A 20,534-nucleotide genomic window follows, 5' to 3' on the forward strand; every position below is an offset into this window, starting at 1 on the left:
GTGTTTATTTACAAATCTAATTATTTTTTTGCAATACTTCTAGAAATAACAATTTTTTGTATCTCAGATGTACCTTCATAGATCTGGGTAATCTTAGCATCACGCATCATACGCTCTACATGATATTCTTTGACATAACCATAACCTCCATGGATCTGTACTGCTTCTACAGTAGTATCCATAGCAGTTTGAGATGCAAAAAGTTTTGCCATTGCACCACTTTCTGAGATATCTTTACCTGCATCTTTTTCTACAGCTGCTTTATAACAAAGCATTCTTGCCGCAGTAATATTAACGTGCATATCTGCTAATTTAAAAGCAATAACCTGATGATTTATAATTTCTGTTTTAAATGCTTTTCTTGTCTTTGCATATGCTAAAGCTAGCTCATAAGCACCAGAGGCAATCCCCAAAGCTTGAGAAGCAATACCTATCCTACCTCCATTGAGAACAGCCATCGCAAAGTTGAAACCAAATCCATCTTCTCCAATTCTATTCTCTTTAGGTACTTTAACATCAGTAAACAATAGAGAATGCGTATCACTTCCTCTAATACCCAACTTATCTTCTTTAGTACCAATTTCGAAACCTTCCCAACCTTTTTCTACAATAAAAGCATTAATACCTTTGTGTTTTTTCTCAGGATTAGTCTGTGCTATAACAATATAATAAGAAGCTGTACCACCATTTGTTATCCAGTTTTTTGTTCCGTTTAACAAGTAATAATCACCTTTATCTTCAGCCGTTGTACTTTGAGAAGTTGCATCAGAACCTGCTTCTGGCTCAGACAAGGCAAAAGCACCAATAACTTCACCGCTTGCTAGAGGTTTCAGGTATTTCATTTTTTGCTCTTCACTTGCGAATTTCTCAAGGCCCGCACATACCAATGAATTGTTAACAGACATTACCACGGCTGCAGAAGCATCTACTTTTGCTATTTCTTCCATAGCGACAACGTAAGAAACACTATCAAGACCAGCACCTCCGTATTTTGGATCTACCATCATACCTAGGAAGCCCAGTTCTCCCATTTTTTTCACTTGATCATGAGGAAACTTTTGATGTGTATCTCTCTCTATAACACCTGGAAGAAGTTCATTTTGTGCAAAATCTCTTGCAGCTTGCTGAATCATCAGTTGCTCTTCTGATAAATTAAAATCCATATCTAATCTTAGTATTGTTTGTTCGTAAAAATACACTTTTTTATAAAAGTAAAAAATAAAGCCATCAATAAAAAAGAAGTTTGTCAGTATTATAAAAAAAAGTATATTTACTAAAACACTAACAACCACCATAATCAATTGTTAAATTCTTAAAAATCTAAACATATGTCTGTTAAAAGAATATTCGATTTCGCTCACAAGGCATTAAATCAATTTCCTAAAGATGATGCGCTTGTTACAAAAAAAAATGGTTCTTGGAAAAAGACGTCAACTCTAGAGTTTGTTAATCAAGGAAATAAAATATCAAGAGGCTTACTAAAACTTGGTATTAAGCCTGGTGACAAAATTGGATTAATCACCAATACTAATCGTACAGAATGGAGTATTATGGATCTTGGTATTGCTCAAATTGGTGCCATTTCTGTCCCTGTCTATCCTACAATTTCTGAAGACGATTACATCTACATTTTTAATAATGCTGAAATTAAATATTGCTTTGTTTCTAACGCTGAACTTTATCAAAAAATGAAAGCCGTCCAAAAAGAAGTTAACTCTCTGGTCGGTGTATTTTGCTTTGATGATCTAGAAGGCGCACCTAACTGGAAAGAGATTCTTGACCTCGGAGAAGATGACGCCACACAAGAAGAAGTAGAGGATCTATCAAAGGCCATTAGCGCAGAAGATATTGTGACGTTAATCTATACTTCTGGGACTACAGGTCGCCCTAAAGGAGTAATGCTCACTCACGAGAATATTGTCTCTAACGTATTAGCAAGTGACTCCAGAATCCCAAGAGGTAAAAACATAGATTATAAAGATCTTAGAGCCTTAAGCTTTCTTCCTATCTGTCACATCTTAGAGAGAATGGTGTATTATATCTTTGTTAATAATGGTATTTCTGTTTATTATGCAGAAAGTATTGAGAAAATTGGAGACAATGTAAAAGAAGTAAAGCCTCATTATATGACGGTAGTGCCTAGATTGATAGAAAAAGTTTACGATTCTATTTACAACAAAGGAACTGCAACAGGAGGACTAAAATCAAAAATATTCCTTTGGTCGCTAACCATTGCAGAAAAATATGAATTAAATACCCCTAAATCTTTCGCACACATTATAGCGGATAAATTGGTTTTTAAAAAATGGAGAGAAGGCCTTGGTGGCAATCTCATCACCTTAGTATCAGGATCTGCGGCACTATCCACAAGGCTTAACAGAATGTTTCAGGCAGCAGGCATTCCCGTATTAGAAGGTTATGGCCTCACAGAAACATCACCTGTAATTTCTGTTAATAGTTTTGAAAAAATGAAACTTGGCTCAGTAGGCATTCCGCTACAAAATCTCAAAGTAAAAATAGCCGAAGATGGCGAGATTACCGTAAAAGGACCTTCCGTTTTTAGTGGTTATTATATGGATGACGAAAAAACCAAAGAAACTTTTGATAACGATGGATATTTTAAAACTGGAGATATTGGTCACATAGACGAAGATGGTTTTCTCTTTATCACAGATCGTAAAAAGGAAATGTTCAAGACTTCGGGAGGTAAGTTTATCGCACCGCAGATTATAGAAAATCACGCCAAAGCCTCTAAATTTATAGAACAAATTATGGTCGTTGGTGAAGGAGAAAAAATGCCAACAGCATTAATTCAGCCTGATTTTACCTTCTCTCAGAATTGGGCTAAACATAAAAATATAAATATTGGTACAACGCCTAAAGAGATAGCCAATAGCCCAGAACTTAAAGAACGTATCATGAAAGAAATGGAACAAATCAATTCTAAATTAGGCAAATGGGAGCAAATTAAAAAAATTGAACTTACACCAAAAGTATGGAGCATTGAAGACGGCTTACTAACTCCAACTCTTAAATTAAAGAGAAAAGTTATCAAAGAAGCCTTCATAGATCTTTACGAAAAATTATACGATCGTAGCGAACCTTCTAAGAAATAACGTAATACATCTACAAACAAAAAAAGCTATCTATTGGATAGCTTTTTTGCATCATAAAAACCCATAATGCTTATATTTGCAGCCAATTATTTGGCAACCATGACAATTACACGCATATTCGACATTCCTTATTTCACCTTAGATAAATATCCAAAACCGGATTATATTAATGATAAAATAACCGGCTCTTGGACTTCTCTGTCCACGCAAGAGTTTATTAACCTTAGTAATCAGCTTTCTAGAGGCTTAATGAATCTTGGTCTTAAAAAAGGAGACAAAATTGGATTAATCTCATCAACCAACAGAACCGAATGGTGTGTTGTAGATCAAGCAGCGCAACACTTAGGCATTATCACAGTTCCTATCTATCCGTCGCTTTCTAAGGATGATTTTATCTATAACTTAGGAGATTCTGATTGTCAATTTTGTTTTGTTTCAGATCAGAAATTATTTCAAAAAATAAATGAAATTAAAGATGAACTTAACTTCTTAAAAGACATTTATACTTTTGATAAGGTTGACAATGCTAAAAATTGGAAAGAAGTCTTAGCACTTGGAGAAGATAATTCTAATCAAAATGAATTAGAAATTATCAAACAAAATATCCAACAAGATGATCTAGTTTCTATCATATATACTTCTGGTACAACTGGAAGACCGAAAGGCGTAATGTTGACCCATCGTAACATCGTACAAGATATATTAGGATGCGAAGACAGAATCCCTCGCAGAGACGGTGATAGCAAAGCATTGAGCTTTTTACCAATGTGCCACGTTTTCGAAAGAATGGTTTATTACCTCTTTACCTATAACGGATTCTCCATGTATTTTGCAGAGAGTACCGATAAGCTAAGCCAAAATCTGCTCGAAGTACAGCCACACTATATGACTGTAGTCCCAAGAGTAATAGAAAAAGTCTACGATTCTATCTATAAAAAAGGGACAGAAGCTGGTGGTATCAAGTCTAAAATATTCCTTTGGTCGCTAACCATTGCCGAAAATTATAAATTAGGCGCTCCTAAAGGATTAATGCACAAAATTGTAGACAAATTAGTATTTTCTAAATGGCGTGCAGGTATTGGCGGTAATATATTGACGTTAGTATCTGGCTCTGCTCCTTTATCTAAAAGATTAAACACAATGTTTCAAGCAGCTGGCATCCCTATCCAAGAAGGTTATGGGTTGACAGAAACCTCACCGGTAATATCCGTTAATAGTTTCGAGTTTATGAAATTAGGTTCTATCGGAAAACCTCTAAAAAACATTGATGTTAAAATTGCTGAAGACGGCGAAATTACCGTAAAAGGCCCTACCATTACTCAAGGTTATTATAAAAATCCAGAATTAACTAAGGAAGCTTTTGATCATGAAGGCTATTTCAAAACTGGTGATATAGGACTTATAGACGAGGATGGTTTTCTGTTTATAACTGATCGTAAAAAAGAAATGTTCAAGACTTCTGGAGGAAAATATGTCGCACCACAAGTTATAGAAAATCTAGCCAAAGCTTCGTTATTCATAGAACAGATTATGATTGTAGGTGAAGGCGAAAAAATGCCAACTGCTTTAATTCAACCTGATTTTGACTATATTAAAAAATGGGCTAAGGACAATAATATTAATGTAGGAAACTCCCTGAAAGAAATAGTTACGAGCAATGATGTGAAAAATGCTATAAATAAAGAGTTGGATAAAATGAATCAACAATTAGGAAATTGGGAGCAAATTAAGAAGTTTGAGTTGACTCCAGAAATCTGGACTGAAGACAATGGCTTACTAACGCCGACTTTAAAACTAAAACGAAAAATTATTAAAGAACATTTTTTAGATCTATACAATAAAATGTACGATAGATCATAATAACCAAAAAGACCTTTCAATTTTTGAAAGGTCTTTTTTTATCTTTTAACAGTCAATTTCTGCCAGTTATTCATAATAACTATAACCATAAGACCTAAAAGTGATACCGCTATAGAAAATACAAATTTAGAATTTTCTTCAGCTAGTAAGCCATCATTCCAATTAATTCCATAGATATTAACACCTATGAAAATAATAAATAAGACCACGAAGATTTTATAAAACATCTGCATAATTATAATTTTTTAAAAATGAACATAATTTTGTATGAGCTGTGCAAAGTTAGCTGTAAATAATTTAATAGAGATTGCTAACAGGATAATACCGAAAACTTTTTGCAATATTTGCAGCGAGCCTTCACCCAATTTTTTCTCTATCCAAGGCGCAACACGGAGCACAATATAGACCAATATCGTATTAAGAATAATCCCTAAAATAATATTAATCTCATGAAACTCAGCCTTAAGTGATAATGTTGTTGTTAATGTCCCTGCGCCTGCTACCAAAGGAAAAGCAATTGGTACAATAGAAGCAGCTTGTGACTGAGTAGATTTCTGAATTTCTATGCCTAAGATCATCTCTATAGCGATGATAAAAATAACAAATGCTCCCGCAATGGCAAAAGAATTAAGATCGACACCAATAAACTTTAGCATCTTATTCCCTATAAAAAGAAAAGCGATCATTATAGAACCAGCTACAATTGCTGCTTTCTCGGATTCTATCTTCCCGAATTTTTGGCGCAATGACACGATAATAGGAACAGATCCTATAATATCTATAACTGCAAATAAAACCATAAAACAGGTCATTGTTTCTTTAAAAGAAATATGCTCGAAAAACTCCATTGGCTGACATTAATAATTTCGCAAAATTATGAAATATTTTTAATTAATTCTCAATTTCTAAAAAGACTGTATTAATTAATTTCATTAACTCAATCATTTCTTCATCAGAATGTAATGGAGCATACTTCTCAATCTCTACTGTTTGTAATAATTTATTGTAATTTTCTACGCTTAAGAATCCAGACTTTCGGTAAAGGTAATCTTTAAAATCGATGGTCTTAACGGTCGCAAAATACACATTAACCTCTTCATCTAACTCTGAGAATCCCGCAAAAAATTCTTTATATTTTTTCTGATCGACTAATTTATTCAAGTACATTAATGAAGATTCTACATCTATAGATTTTTTATTTCTGAGAAGCGCTTCGGTTTCTTCAATATTAGTAATCTTAGGTGTAACGATAGATTGCGCAACTTGAATTGCATTCTGTCTTGATTTTAATTTTTTTCTAATAAACAAAAACACACCACATAATACCACAACTAGTGTTAGATTAGCAATAATAACCGACCAATTAATTTTTTTAGTTGTAGATATTTTTAAATTTTTAGTTTGTATAACAGGTGTACTAACAGTTTCTAATACATTATTGGTATACTCGTTAACCTTTTGCAGAGTAGTTTTGTTATTAGAGATTTGCTCTTGCGTCATCGCTTTTATCACTATTGCTTGACTACCTAATTCTTTATATTTTTTATTAGCTGGATTAAAGAATGACATACTTTCACTCTTAATCGTTATATCACCAGCTTTTTTGGGAATTACAATATAATGTGCTTCAATCTCGCCTACAACACCTTCTCTTTCAGTTTTAATTTTTTTCACAAACTTAGGAGGGAAAACACTATAATCTTCCGTTTCTAAGATGCGAGGCATTTTTTTGGAAGATAGATTTCCTTTACCAACCATTTTGAGAACGACATCTATTGGTTTATTAATTTCAATGGGTTGTGGTAAAGTCTCGACGTCGCTTATTGTCAAACTAAAATTACCTACAAAATTATCAAAATCTTCTGGCGCGCCAGCTGGTAATTTTTTAACATTAACAACGGGACGGTTAGAAACTAATTTCCCTTCTTTAGAATTAGCTATTTCTGCTATAAAAGAGGGCAACTCTACCTCGCCTTCTTCTTTTGGGAAAATCACAAACGTACCAATAATTTGAGAAGAATACTCTTGTTTTCCGCCAGACTCTATATCCGATCGATTATAATTAATGGCTTGTACTATGACGTTGTTTTGTTTTTTAGGATGAATATTTTTTATCTTCCTAAAATTATCTATGTCTTTGCTGTATACTCTTAACACCGCTACTACTGGAGCATTTTTATAGATTTCTCTGTCTTCTACTTTTACATTAAGATAGACATCATTGGCGTAAGCTGCTTTCTCTTGCTGCCTTTTTAATCCATCTGGTTTAATGAGAATATCAAAGGGTTCTGACTTGTACATCTTACCGTTAACCTTAACTAGTGCCGAGCCTATTTTCACATTACCAACCTGCTTAGGTTGCAATAAAAGCTGATAAATAAATTGATTAACTCTTACTTTATTAACGGGATCAATAAAAGTTTTTTGGTCTGATCCGTTAGCTACAATATCAAATTTTTCTAGATCAGGAAGAATAAGACGGGACTCTTGCACGTAATCTTCTCCGCTAATTTTCATGACTATTGTAAGGCTTACGACATCTCTTAGTGTTGTTTCTTTGACATTGGTTTCAGTGCTCAAAAAAACCTGACCATAAGTCATTATGGCAGACAATAGAATAATTATGTAAGAAAGTTTTAGCTTCATCACCAGTCTTTCTCGTTAGACTGCGGCATACTGTTGGCATCTTTATTCAGTATTCTTCTAGCAGTCTCACGCTCTTTGTTTTCAACGCGATCCATTATCGCATTTTCTATATCTTTTGGTATTTTATTTTCTTGTTCTGGCTTTTGAGATTTCTTTTGCTCGCCATTTTCGCCTTTACCTTTTTCTTGATTTCCTTTTCCGTTAGGTTGTTGGCTTTGTTGATTTTGATCTCCTGCCTGACCTTGCTTTTGATCTTTTTGGTCTTTATCGCCTTTCCCTTGATCTTTTTGTTGATTTTGTTTTTGCTTTTCTTTGAGTTTAGCAATTTCAAAATTCTTACGAATACTCTCGTTGTATGGATCTTGTTTCAAGGCTTTTTTATAAAACTCGGCTGCTTTATCAGAGTTTTGAGTTTGCATATAAGCATTACCCATATTGTAAAGTGCTGCAGCTTTTTCTAACTTATTATTGGTATTTTGCTGTGCTTTATCAAATTCTGCTTTAGCTTCTTCATACATTTTCTTTTTGTACAAAGCATTTCCTAAGTTATAGTGTGCTCCAAAGTCTTTCTCTTTACTCTTAATTGCTTCTAAAAATTTAGAAGAAGATGCATCATAATTTTTATTTTCGAAAAGCTTATTACCTTCATAAATCAATGTATTATATCTCTCCTGCGCCCACAAAAGTTGCCCAGAAAAAACTAACATACATAGCGCCAAGCGTAATCTAAAAATCATGCTACAAAATTATTCTATTATCTGTTAAAACCAATGGATTAAAAGTTAAAGTTGGGTTAAAATAAAGGCTTTAAATTCTCTATTATAAAAATACAATTACGGTATTCTACTCTATTATTTTCTAAAAATAAATGAATATGAAAATTGATAAACATTTTATTTTCTAAATATTAAAATCTCTCTTAGGATTAAACAGATAAATCATCAAAAAGAAAATAATAGAAACCGCTAAAAAGTACTGATAATAATGCTCAGAAGATTGAGAAGACACAATCAAAGAACTAGATGAACTGTTGTTTTTAATATTAGAAAGAACTCCTTTTACAGCTTCATCCAGATCATTACCAAGAAGATAAGCCCCTCCTGTAGCGTTAGCAATACTTTTCAAAGATTTATTTTGTAATTTGGTTACAACGGTTTCTCCATTTCTATCCAGCTTGTAACCCATTAATTGACCATAATAATACTCCGGAACTGGTGCGCCTTCATCAGAACCTATACCTATCGTAATCACAGAAATGCCTTCTTTTTTAGCCAAATTAATAGCAGCTCCTTCATTACCTTCATTATCTTCGCCATCGCTAATGAGAACAACTTTTCTGGCACCTTTTGGGATACTTGCAAATTTCTTAACTGCCATCTGCATCCCTTTCAAAAAATCTGTACCTTGAGTGGGCATCACATTAGTTTCTATGCCAGAAATATAGTTTTGCGCCGCAGAATAATCAGTAGTTAATGGCATTACAGAATAAGCATCACCACCGAAAACAACGATACCAACACGATCATTTGCCATCTTTTGCAGACTATTGGTAATAATATTTTTAGCTTCCTCAAGGCGACTTGGTTGTATATCTTGAGCGTTCATAGAATTAGAAACATCCAACAAAAAAATAACATTACTCATTTTTTGTTCAGATTTAATTTCTTGTTTCCCTCCCAACAAATCAATCATTGCAAAGATTAAAAACAAAAAAGCAACAAAATATAAAACAGGAAAAAGTTTAGTAAAGAAACCTACTTTCTCAAATAAATTAGATTGAAAAGATTCTTCTGCAAAGATATTACGTTTCTTCTGCTTCCAACGGATATAATGCACCAGAAAATAGCCTATTAATGGCAAAAGCAGTAACAGTAATAGATAAGAATTATTCCCTAGATACCAGTTCATCATTAATTCAAAATTTTATATAAAACCCAACGCAGTAGCGCATCAAAAAGTAAAACGACTAAAGCAATCCACAAAAATACACGGAAGTATTCTTGATAATTATAGAGTTTTGTATTTTTAATATCAGATTTCTCCAACTGATTAATATTATTGTAGATATTCTGCAGACTGTCATTAGACGTTGCCCGGAAATATTCTCCACCTGTAAGGCTTGCAATGTCTCTCAGTAAACCTTCGTCCAGATCGGTCGCTTTTTCTGTAAAAACAATTTCGCCAAACGCGTTAGTTGCCGTCGGGAACAACGCATAACCTTTGCTACCAATGCCAATTGTATAGACTTTAATCCCGTTATTCTTTGCTAATTCTGCCGCTACGTTAGGCGCCATTGCATTAAGGACATTGTTCTCACCATCGGTCATTAAGATAATAATTTTACTTCTGGCTTTACTATGTTTAAGGTGATTAACGGCAACTACTAGACCTTCTCCAATGGCAGTCCCTGGTTGCAACTCTAGCGGATTAAGCTCATTAATTTCCTCGTTAACGACTTGATGATCGGTTGTCAGAGGTACTTTGGTATAAGCCTCACCAGAATAAGCCACCAAACCAATGCGGTCATTAGGTCTCTGATTAACAAAATTTTTGGCGATTCTTTTCAGGGCTTCTAATCTATCAGGATCAAGATCTTTGGCAAGCATACTGAGCGACACATCTACCGTTAACATAATATCCAGACCTTTGGTCTCATCGCGATCATCAGAAACCGTAAAGGTTCTCGGTCGGGCAATAGCGATGATTAAAGCTGATAATATGATATATTTTGATACTTTGAGAAAAAACATCACCAATCCAATTCCGTTACTTTTTCGCATGGATTGTATGGTGGGAACTTTGATACCTTTTTGTTTTTTCTTACTGACATCCCGAATAAAAATGGGAATCATGAAAACAAAAAGTAATAATAACCAAGGGCTGTAAAATTCGAAATTCATCATTGTAACGGAGGCTTTAGAAAAGGCGAAAAAACCTAATTCATAGTCCTTATCTGCTCTGCTTCCACATCTTTTGTGGATCGTTTTACTAAATTTTTAATATCTTCAAAATCCTTTTCCATCAAGGCTTTTGCGGGAATCGTTTTGGCAAATTTCACCAAATCACTTCTATGGAAAATATCTTCTAAAATTTTTTCGTTTTCTAGAGAAATAACATTATTAAGCTTCATGTTATCAATCAAATCGTCGGTTAACAATACATCCGCCGGAATCTTAAATTGCTTGGTTAAAAATCCTCTGCTAATCTCTATCAGTTCTACATAAAACATACGATAATCACCGTTGTCTATGTAGTTTTTCTTTTTAAGACGTTCTAATTCTTTTAAGGTTTGATTAGTCGTAACAATTGGACTTCCTTTTCGTTTTTTACCGAATTTAATAAAATAAATAATCAAGAAAATAATCCCCAAAACAGCAATCGAAGCCAAAATGTAAAACTTGTAAAGTTCCCAATAATCTTTGATATTCAACTTCACTTCCTTATTCTTCATGATATCACTAATCTGGTCGGTTTTCTGTGCCGTATTAGTCACTTCAACTTCGTAAGGAATGGTTTTCATGATTTTGTTTCCTACCTTGATATCCAAAGCCGGAATAATAAATTTTCCTTCCTCAAAAACGGCAAAAGCAATCACTCTCGAGTAAGAATTCTGTTGTTTAGAAATGCTGTCTTTAACGACTTCAAAATGAAAAGGTAACAACTCATTTTTAGGCGCCGCCAAGACATCTTCTCCGTTAATGTCATTAATGTTAATCTTAAATTCGGCGGCTTCGCCTAAGCCTAAAGTAGACTTGTTAAGCGTAGAAGATAAGGTCTGAGACATCATCCAACCTCCGATTAACATTAAAATAATCACATATGTTTTTCTGAAAAATATCAAAGTCTATTACTATTTTTTAAAATATTGATATAAAAATCTACTATAATCTTGTCCCGTATTAATCTCCATTAGCGTCCCAGAACCTTTCTCAAATAATTCTTTTAAATGTCGGAATTTTTGTTTTTGATTCTCGGCATATTCGTATCGCCATCTAGAATTAGAAGTGTTAACCCAGATTTCTTCGCCTGTTTCTGCATCATTAAGCAAGGCATAGCCAACATCTGGAATTTCCTGATCTTTCTGGTCATAGATCCTCAGCCCGAGCATCTGATGTTTTCTTGCGGTAACATTAAGAATCTTATCATCTATCTCATCCTGAAAATCAGAAAAAACAAACAATAAAGATTTCCTTTTAAAAACACTCATCATATAATTAAAAGCAACGTCGATATTGGTTTTTGCAGGAATATAATCGGCTGTCAAAATATGACTGATAATACTCAAAATATGTTTTCTACCTTTCTGTGGCGGAATAACTTTATACACTTTATCTGCAAATAAAATTAGTCCAACTTTATCATTGTTCCCCACGGCAGAAAATCCTAATGTCGCGGCTATTTCAGCAACATATTCTCTCTTAAGTTGTGTATGTGTACCGTAATCCATCGATGCAGAAATGTCTACCAAAAGCATCATGGTTAACTCCCGCTCTTCTTCCATAACTTTAACAAAAGGTTCTCGGAAGCGCGCAGTTTTATTCCAATCCATACGGCGTGTATCATCCCCGAATTGATAAGGTCTAACCTCAGAAAATGTCATCCCTTGCCCTTTAAAAGCACTTTGATATTGTCCCATAAGACTAGCTTCCGTCTTCTTTCTGGTGCGGATTTCTATCTGTTTTACTTTTTTGACAATATCTTTTATTTGCATACGATTATAATTGTCGGTTGATGGTTGACAGTCATTAGCCATGAGATAATCTCACAAGCCAAAAACCATCAACTGTCAACCAATTAAATTATGGAGCTTGTATTTTGGTTAAAATACGTTCTACAATTTGATCTTGTGTTACTTCTTCCGCTTCCGCTTCAAAGCTTAATCCAATTCTGTGTCTTAATACATCTTTTGCGATAGCTTTTACATCTTCCGGAATAACAAAGGCTCTACCTTTAAGAAAAGCATAAGTTCTGGAAGCAATCGCTAAGTTGATACTCGCTCTTGGAGATGCCCCAAAACTGATATAATTACTTAGATCATCCAATCCATATTGATGAGGATAACGCGTCGCAAAAACCATATCTAAGATATATTTTTCGATTTTCTCGTCTAGGTAAATTTGATTAATCAGTTTTTTGGCCTCAACAATTTGATCCAAAGTAATCACTGGTCTAATCTGCGGAATATCTTGTGTGGAGATCATTCTCATAATCTTCCTTTCGTCTTCTAGCTCTGGGTAATCAATTTTACATTTTAGCATAAAACGATCGGTCTGCGCTTCTGGCAAGAGGTAAGTTCCTTCTTGATCTATCGGGTTCTGAGTCGCTAACACCAAAAATGGTTTTGGAAGAGGCATCGTCTCATCTCCAATTGTTACTTGTCGTTCTTGCATTACTTCTAATAATGCCGATTGAACTTTGGCCGGCGCACGGTTAATCTCATCTGCCAGAACAAAATTGGCAAAAACAGGCCCTTTCTTTATAGAAAAATCATTGTCTTTGACATTATAAATCATTGTCCCAACAACATCTGCAGGCAGCAAATCTGGGGTGAATTGTATCCTAGAAAATTGGCCTTGTACGGCTTCTGACAAGGTCTTTATTGCTAAAGTTTTTGCCAATCCAGGTACACCTTCTAAGAGAACGTGTCCATTACCCAAAAGGCCGATCAATAATCGATCTACCATGTATTCTTGTCCGATAATTGCACGGTTGATTTCTTGTTTCAATAAAGAGAAGAAATAATTCTGCTCTTTTACTTTTTCCATCAATTGTTTAATATCCTCAGAGTGGTTCAATTCTGACATAATTTTATTTAAAAATAATTGGTAAATTTCTACTAAAAACCCACAATAATCAACATAATGATTGCCAATCTTGAGTTAAATATTTGTTAAAGTAGCTTTAATATTTATAAATTAATACTTTACAAACTAGGAAAACAAAGAAAGTTACTACAATAAAGTCATTATTCTCTTCAAAAATATTGAAAATCAATATCAATTAACGTTTATTAGGATAATCAGCATTTGTCGCATTCATAGAATTAAGTTAATTTTGAACTCTAAATCTTGATTTAAAATGAATTATCATTTTTCCGCACATAGACAAGTCAGAAAAAACCTTTTGGAAGTCCTACAAAACACACCAAAAGAAGACCTGTTATTAATACCTGATGGATATAATAACAATATCTATTGGAACATTGCGCATTGTGTGGCCACTCAACAATTGTTGCATTATTACCTGAGTGGTAACCCTTTCAGAATTGATAAATATTGGGTAGAACAGTATAAAAAGGGAACTTTTGCAAAGATGGAAGTGGATAATTCTGAGATAGAAGACCTTTCTTTTCTTTTGATAGAAACCTCTAAAGTGTTGATGAAAGATTACGATGCAGAATTTTTCCCAGATTACACACCGTATTCTACAAGTTTCGGGATGGATCTGAAGGATATCCAAGATGCAATCACTTTTAATAATATGCATGAGTCATTGCATTACGGATATATTCTGGCTCAAAAAAGAGCAATTTTAGGAGAAAAATTAAAGTAATGATAAAAAAAGGCTTTGTAACTTTGACGTTATTCTCTACTCTACTTCTACTTATGTTTTTTAAGAAGAATGACCAGAAAATGAACCAAAGCAATGACCGTTTTACACATTATAAAGCAGTAGATAAAAAAGAAAAAAGCATTAGCGTCATGTATCTTACTTGGGGCAATACCAATCTTCCTAATTATATTTTATTAGAAGATTATAAAAAGTATGCAGATCAAGAAAAATTAATACAGCATTGCTTTTATGTAGATTCTAAAAATATAAGCTCACTTAATTTCACTAAAGAAATAAGAGATAAATTCACTAAAAAAATCCCTGTAGAATTAAAAGGGAAATTTTATAAAACAACTAAATTTGATGATACTTTTCCTTCAAGATTATTTGAAGATTATAGAAGAACCAACGATTTAGGATTTAAAACACCAAATGACGAATTCTTAGTATTCGTAATAGATTAAGCACACTATAAATTATATACATGAAAGACGATTTCATATTTGGGTTAAGACCCGTTATTGAAGCCATTGAAGCTGGAAAAACAATCGATAAGATCTTTGTACAAAATGCATTACAAGGACCTATCTATGCCGAACTGAAAGATATTTTATCAAAACATAAAATCCGCCCTAACTACGTCCCTGTAGAAAAACTGAACCGTATTACTAGAAAAAATCACCAAGGAATTGTTGCGTTTATTTCTGAAGTTCCTTTTCATAAAATAGAGGATGTCTTACCACAGATTTTTGAAGAAGGACGTACGCCATTCTTATTGATTTTGGATAGATTAACAGATGTAAGAAACTTTGGCGCTATCTGTCGTACAGCAGAATGTGTTGGTGTAGACGCTGTTATTATCCCAGAAAAAGGAGGTGCACCAATTAATTCTGATGCTATAAAAACATCAGCTGGAGCCATCTATAATATCAAAATCTGTAAAGAAAATAACCTGGCACATGTTGTAGATTATTTGCAGCAATCTGGCGTTCGTATCTTTGCAGCATCAGAAAAGGCGCAAAAATTGCTTTACGATGTAGACTTCACAGAGCCTTGTGCTATAGTAATGGGAAATGAAGAAACGGGGATTTCTAAAGAAGTTTTACACCATAGTGATGAGAAAGTAAAACTTCCTATCGAAGGAAAAACACAATCTCTTAATGTTTCCGTTGCTTGTGGCGCATTCTTGTATGAAGCTATGAGACAAAAAATAAGTAAAACGATCTAATTTTTTTTGATGAAAAAAATCACAGCACTTGCTCTTATTGCGATAAGCTTAGCAGCTTGTAAAAAAGAAACAACCAAGACAATTACAAAAGTTAATCCCGAAACAGGAAAAACCGAAACTGTAACTGTCACCGTACCAGAAGAAGAAAAAGCAACTACCAAAATGGCTATTACAGACAGTAGCGGTATTTATAAGCAGACTTTTCTTCTAGAAAAAGGTAAAACTTATCCATTAACATCTTACCAAAGAGACATCCAAAGTATTTCTACACCAGAAGGCAAAACCATGTCTGGTACCAACGAGATTACAGACGAAATGTCTATTACGGTTAATGATTTCAAAGATAATGTCTACGATATTTCTATTAATCTAATCGGTAAAAGAAACTCTAACTCTGCCAACGGAAAAACAGTTATCTCTGATACCAAAGGTGCTGAGCCTAAAGATGAACAACTTAAAGGTATGTACATCATCAATAAGGCAATGGTCGGTAATAAACTGAACATGAAAATGACCGTAAACGGTAAAATCAACTCTATTACAGGCTTTGATGCAGTTTACAAAAAAATTGATGCAGCGCTAGTTAATCTGGTTAAAGAACCAAAGCAGAAAGCACAAGTTATGGAGGGCATGAAAGCTTCTTTTAATGAAAAAACATTGAAAGAACAATTTCAAAAAAACCTAACCTTCATTCCTGCAAAAGGAGTTAAAATTGGTGAGAAATGGACAGATACAGAAGATATTCTTCCTGGTGGCGACATCAAGCTAACTACCAATTATAGCCTTGTTAAAGTTGAAGATGGTAAAGCAGAAATCGCAGTAACAGGTACAATCCCTACCAAGACCAATAAGAGATCTCAAGAAGGCATGACACACAGCATGTCTGTAGGAGGTACACAAACAGGAAAAATAATATTGGATGCTAATACAGGCTGGCTATTGCATGAAAATGTAAGCATTAAGACTGATCAAAAAGAGTCTCTTTCTGACGGTAAAAAGAGCCAAAGTATGACACAGACTTCTAACTCATCCATCATTATTAACCCTGCTTATAAATAATTCATCATTGGAGCCGAGATTATCTTGGCTTCAATTTTAAATATTAATAAACAATGAAATATATTTTAGAATTAATCCTTTCCGTTGTGGTAATATTCTTTGTTTGGAATATCCTTAAGCGATTATTTTTTAATTCGTTTTATAAAAACTTTCCACAACTTAAACCCAACAACCAAAATAATCAACAACAATCTAAAGCCGATAAAAAAGTCAAAGAAAAAGTTAATTGGGACGCAGAAACTGTAGATTATGAAGAAATAAAAGACGATAAAAAATCCTCTTAATTAATACAAATAAAAAAACAACCATACTCACATTTTTAAACAATGCTGAAAAACAAAAACTTTATTTATATCGCCATTTGCCTGGTGATTTTTGTTATCATGGCCGTCTTATATGCTAGTCCGATCATCTCTGGCAAGCAAATGATGCAGCATGATATTGTTTATTATAAAGGCGGCGCCAAAGAACTACTAGATTACCGTGCTCAGAATGGCAAAGAAACTTACTGGAGCGATGCTATGTTCGGCGGTATGCCAACCTATCAGTCAGGAGCACAATTTCGTGGTGATATTATTAAAAAAGTGGATGACCGCATTATGTTTCTTCCAAAACCAGCCAATTATATTTTCTTGTTATGTGCTGGATTTTTCTTTTTAGGAATTGTAGCAACACGCAATTGGAAATACGCTTTATTAGGTGCAACATTCTTCGGCTTGTCTACTTATTTTTATATTATTCTCGCTGCAGGTCATAACGGAAAAGCGCACACCATTGCTTATTTTGCGCCATTGCTAGCTGGTATTTTATTAGTATACATCCGCAAGCGGTACATTTTAGGTTTTATAGTTACCACTTTGTTTATGGCATTGCAGATTAGTGCCAATCATCCTCAGATGACGTATTATCTATTTTTGGCATTAGGCTTTTTATTTTTATCAGAGCTTGTACGTGCTTTTCAGCATAAAATCACTTGGAAGCACTTCGGGCTTTCTACAGGTATTTTAGCTTTAGCTATGGTATTAGGCGTAGGGATGAATGCACAAAGGCTAATGGCAAATTCTGAATATGTCAAAGAAACTGTAAGAGGAAAACAAATCCTAAATAGTGACAAACATACAGCAGGCAAATCTGGTATGGATAGAGCCAGCATTACAGCATGGAGCTATGGACAATTAGAGACGCTCAACCTTTTTATCCCGAGATTGATGGGTGGTGCTAGCCAAGAAGAAGGTAGTGATAAGATTATGTCACACATCCAAGAAATGGCGCAAGAGAACATTACGAGCCAAGCACAGTATGATCAATTCATGAAAGGTTTTGGTAGTCCTAGTTACTGGGGAGATCAGCCTGGTACATCTGGTCCAGCTTACCAAGGTGCGGTAGTATGTTTTCTGGCTTTACTAGGCTTTTTCTTTGCTAATAAAAAATACCGTTACTGGATTTTAGGCGCTTCTATTTTAACAGTTTTATTAGCTTGGGGAAGTAACTTTGCTTTCTTAACAGATTTATTTATAGATTATGTTCCGCTTTATAATAAATTTAGAGCGCCATCTTCTATATTGGTTGTTGTAGAATTACTATTCCCTTTTATTGCAATTGTTGGTTTATATAGATTTTTCAACTCTAATGAAACAACAGAAACTTCTACAGACAATATCTTAACAGATGCATATAAACAAAAAATATTAACCTATGTAACCGCTGGTGTACTTGGTTTTACGCTGATATTATTAGTATTCGGGAAGGCTTTATTAGGCTTCTACACCAATAGTGAAAAAACATATCTACAGCCTATCTTCTTAGATTACTTGGTAGATGAGCGTTATAAGATGTTTAGCACAGATGCTATTAAAGCTATTATATATGTAGCAATAACAGCAGCTGTATTATTCCTTTCTTTAAAGAAAAAACTATCTGTTAATGTAGCATTAATTGTTATTGGATTGATTAGTATTTTCGATCTTTGGACAGTGGATAAGCGTTATCTTAATGAAGGTAACTTTGTAGATAAAACTTTTGCTGAGAACCCTTTCCAGACAGAAAGTTCTGACTATTTATCCGGTAAAGCTGGTGAGAATCCTTACATCCAAACATTGTTACAACAAGCTAAAGTCAATAAAACTCTAGAAACAATTGCCGAAAAAGACCAATCTCATTATAGAATTTTTAATAGCACATTAGGGACTTTTAGCGAAACCAATACGTCTTACTTCAAGTCATCCATTGGTGGCTATCATGCCGTAAAACTTAGACGTTATGACGACCTCATTAATGCTTATTTTTACAATACAGATAGCGTGAAGACACCTCGAATTCTTAATATGTTAAATGCTAAGTATTTTGTTGGTGGTGATACGCAACAACCACAGAGCTTCCCTAATCCCGAAGCTAATGGTAATGCATGGTTTGTCTCACAGATAAAAATCGCCAATTCTCCTAATGAAGAATTAGCATCTTTAGGGGATATCAATTCTAAAGAATTAGCTGTTATTGGTAAAGAAGACGAAGCTTATTTTAAAGATAAAAAGCTAGAAAAAGACTCTACAGCTTACATTCAGCTTAAGAATTATGAGGCTAATGCGTTGGAATTCGAGTCAGAAAGTAAAACTCCTCAGCTGGCTATTTTCTCAGAAATCTATTATCCACATGGCTGGAAGATGTATATCGATAATGATGAAGTACCTTACATAAAAGCAGATTATCTCTTGCGCGCGGTACATATCCCAGCGGGAAAACATCAGATAAAAATGGTTTTCGAACCAGAAGTTATCAAGACCGGTAAGTCTATTTCTTTAGCCAGTGCAGGATTATTTGCATTGCTATCCATAGGAAGTCTCGGACTTTGGTACAGAAAAAAGAAAAAAACGTCTGATAAAGACCTTGTATAAACAAAAAGAAGACTGTTCAATTGAGCAGTCTTTTTTTGTATTTGAATATCAATATATGGTGATATACTCTATTTACATTTTGCCTTTAAAAATAACAAGCTTGTCATTACTCAACGACAAGCTTGTTATGGTATCACGGCAAGCTTGTTATGACACGACAGCAAGCTTGCCATTTTTTGTTAGTACACCTAATCTTAACAGATGACATGCTAGGCTTATAAAAAATCATTCATTTGTCAACCACTAAGTATTACTTTTTAGCCAAAGGCAAAAGATCTTTAAGCGCAGACTCTAGAGTTTCATATTTAAAATTAAAACCTTGCTTAATAATTTTTTCTGACGATACTCTACTGCCTTTAAGGATAAGGCTAGACATCTGCCCGAACATCAATCTAAGCATAAAAGCGGGTACTTTGGGAAACCACAAATGCTTTTTCAGTTGACGAGCGATTTTCTTTATTAGATATTTATTAGTTGCCTCTTCTGGCGCCGCTGCATTGTAAGCGCCTTCCATATTAGGATCTTCAATAGCTTTGAGATACATTGCTGCCATATCATCTACATGGATCCAAGGGACATACTGTCTGCCACTACCTAGAGGTGAGCCTACGTTTTTCTCCACAGGTTCTTTTATTTCTGCCAACAATCCTCCTTTATTAGACAGCACTCCAGAAGTCCTAAGCATAACTACTCTATCTGCAACATTGCTGAAATCTTGGGCTTTCTGCTCCCAAGCTTGGCAAACTTGCCCTAAGAAGTCATTGGCAGGAGCATCTTCTTCTGTAAAGATTTTTTTGGAGGTAATTGCACCGTAATAGCCTACTGCGGAGGCAGAAACAAAGGCTTTCAATCGTAAATTTTTTCGCTGAATGGCTTTTAAAAGAATATCTGCCGATACGACTCTACTATCAATAATTAATTTTTTATATGCCTTTGTCCATCGCATAGAGATAGGCGTCCCTGCAAGATGAATGATATAATCTACCTCATCTAGAGCGCCATCTTCTACACTTTGATTATCATAGTCTATTAAAAAGGCTTTGTAAGGTGTATTATTTTTTTCTTCTGAGAATCTTACAATAATGGAGACCTCATAGCCACTGGATTGTAATAACTCACATAAGACTGTACCTACCAATCCTGTTGCACCTGTCACCAATACTTTTGCCATTGTAATATGTA

General features: G+C 34.3%; 18 protein-coding genes. 8 read left to right on the plus strand and 10 right to left on the minus strand.

The genetic code is table 11. The features are described 5' to 3' along the window. Positions 1-20: 20 nt before the first annotated feature. A complete protein-coding gene (locus ACQQ6V_RS07510) occupies positions 21-1,163 on the minus strand; it encodes an acyl-CoA dehydrogenase family protein (RefSeq protein WP_448844922.1) in 1,143 nt (380 codons plus the stop codon). A 165-nt stretch (positions 1,164-1,328) separates the two neighbouring features. Here ACQQ6V_RS07510 and ACQQ6V_RS07515 point away from each other — a divergent pair, with 165 nt between their 5' ends. Next, positions 1,329-3,116 (plus strand): AMP-dependent synthetase/ligase, encoded by a 1,788-nt coding sequence (locus ACQQ6V_RS07515; protein ID WP_448844923.1) that lies wholly within the window; start codon positions 1,329-1,331, stop codon positions 3,114-3,116. Between the two features lie 99 nt (positions 3,117-3,215). Next, positions 3,216-4,976 carry an AMP-dependent synthetase/ligase gene (locus tag ACQQ6V_RS07520; protein ID WP_448846184.1) on the plus strand — a complete coding sequence of 587 codons (1,761 nt, stop codon included), beginning with the start codon at positions 3,216-3,218 and terminating at the stop codon, positions 4,974-4,976. Positions 4,977-5,221: 245 nt separating this feature from the next. On the opposite strand, the gene ACQQ6V_RS07525 is transcribed toward ACQQ6V_RS07520, so the two are convergent. The 8 genes from ACQQ6V_RS07525 to ACQQ6V_RS07560 all read right to left on the minus strand — a co-directional run bounded on the left by ACQQ6V_RS07525 (position 5,222) and on the right by ACQQ6V_RS07560 (position 13,426). Next, entirely contained in the window at positions 5,222-5,824 is a 603-nt protein-coding gene (locus ACQQ6V_RS07525) for a MarC family protein (protein WP_448844924.1), read from the minus strand. Between the two features lie 43 nt (positions 5,825-5,867). Then, the gene (locus ACQQ6V_RS07530) at positions 5,868-7,622 is read right to left on the minus strand and encodes a BatD family protein (protein ID WP_448844925.1); all 1,755 of its coding nucleotides are present in this window, start codon (positions 7,620-7,622) and stop codon (positions 5,868-5,870) included. Next, a complete protein-coding gene (batC, locus tag ACQQ6V_RS07535) occupies positions 7,622-8,359 on the minus strand; it encodes a TPR repeat aerotolerance protein BatC (protein WP_448844926.1) in 738 nt (245 codons plus the stop codon). Before batC ends, ACQQ6V_RS07530 begins: the two co-directional genes overlap by 1 nt. 163 nt (positions 8,360-8,522) lie before the next feature. Further along, entirely contained in the window at positions 8,523-9,533 is a 1,011-nt protein-coding gene (locus ACQQ6V_RS07540) for a vWA domain-containing protein (protein WP_448844927.1), read from the minus strand. After that, entirely contained in the window at positions 9,533-10,525 is a 993-nt protein-coding gene (locus tag ACQQ6V_RS07545) for a VWA domain-containing protein (RefSeq protein ID WP_448844928.1), read from the minus strand. The genes ACQQ6V_RS07540 and ACQQ6V_RS07545 overlap by 1 nt, the downstream gene beginning before the upstream one ends. 32 nt (positions 10,526-10,557) lie before the next feature. Next, complete coding sequence (locus ACQQ6V_RS07550) at positions 10,558-11,427, minus strand: BatD family protein (protein ID WP_448846185.1); 870 nt, start codon at positions 11,425-11,427, stop codon at positions 10,558-10,560. 45 nt (positions 11,428-11,472) lie between these two features. Then, on the minus strand, positions 11,473-12,333 hold the full coding sequence (locus ACQQ6V_RS07555) for a DUF58 domain-containing protein (protein WP_448844929.1): 861 nt from the start codon (positions 12,331-12,333) through the stop codon (positions 11,473-11,475). A gap of 88 nt (positions 12,334-12,421) precedes the next feature. Beyond that, complete coding sequence (locus ACQQ6V_RS07560; protein ID WP_448844930.1) at positions 12,422-13,426, minus strand: AAA family ATPase; 1,005 nt, start codon at positions 13,424-13,426, stop codon at positions 12,422-12,424. 274 nt (positions 13,427-13,700) lie between these two features. Here ACQQ6V_RS07560 and ACQQ6V_RS07565 point away from each other — a divergent pair, with 274 nt between their 5' ends. The 6 genes from ACQQ6V_RS07565 to ACQQ6V_RS07590 are packed head-to-tail and all read left to right on the plus strand — an operon-like array spanning position 13,701 to position 19,352. Beyond that, positions 13,701-14,174, plus strand: coding sequence for a DinB family protein (locus tag ACQQ6V_RS07565; RefSeq protein WP_448844931.1), 474 nt, complete (start codon positions 13,701-13,703; stop codon positions 14,172-14,174). Next, positions 14,174-14,638 carry a hypothetical protein gene (locus tag ACQQ6V_RS07570; protein ID WP_448844932.1) on the plus strand — a complete coding sequence of 155 codons (465 nt, stop codon included), beginning with the start codon at positions 14,174-14,176 and terminating at the stop codon, positions 14,636-14,638. Before ACQQ6V_RS07565 ends, ACQQ6V_RS07570 begins: the two co-directional genes overlap by 1 nt. A gap of 20 nt (positions 14,639-14,658) precedes the next feature. Then, the gene (gene rlmB / locus ACQQ6V_RS07575) at positions 14,659-15,402 is read left to right on the plus strand and encodes a 23S rRNA (guanosine(2251)-2'-O)-methyltransferase RlmB (RefSeq protein WP_448844933.1); all 744 of its coding nucleotides are present in this window, start codon (positions 14,659-14,661) and stop codon (positions 15,400-15,402) included. Between the two features lie 9 nt (positions 15,403-15,411). Then, entirely contained in the window at positions 15,412-16,461 is a 1,050-nt protein-coding gene (locus ACQQ6V_RS07580) for a DUF6263 family protein (RefSeq protein WP_448844934.1), read from the plus strand. Positions 16,462-16,514: 53 nt separating this feature from the next. Further along, positions 16,515-16,745 (plus strand): hypothetical protein, encoded by a 231-nt coding sequence (locus tag ACQQ6V_RS07585; protein WP_448844935.1) that lies wholly within the window; start codon positions 16,515-16,517, stop codon positions 16,743-16,745. A gap of 42 nt (positions 16,746-16,787) precedes the next feature. After that, complete coding sequence (locus tag ACQQ6V_RS07590; protein WP_448844936.1) at positions 16,788-19,352, plus strand: YfhO family protein; 2,565 nt, start codon at positions 16,788-16,790, stop codon at positions 19,350-19,352. 250 nt (positions 19,353-19,602) lie between these two features. On the opposite strand, the gene ACQQ6V_RS07595 is transcribed toward ACQQ6V_RS07590, so the two are convergent. Next, complete coding sequence (locus ACQQ6V_RS07595; protein WP_448844937.1) at positions 19,603-20,523, minus strand: TIGR01777 family oxidoreductase; 921 nt, start codon at positions 20,521-20,523, stop codon at positions 19,603-19,605. Positions 20,524-20,534 lie beyond the last annotated feature (11 nt).

The sequence above is a fragment of the Chryseobacterium electrogenes genome (genome assembly GCF_053553015.1).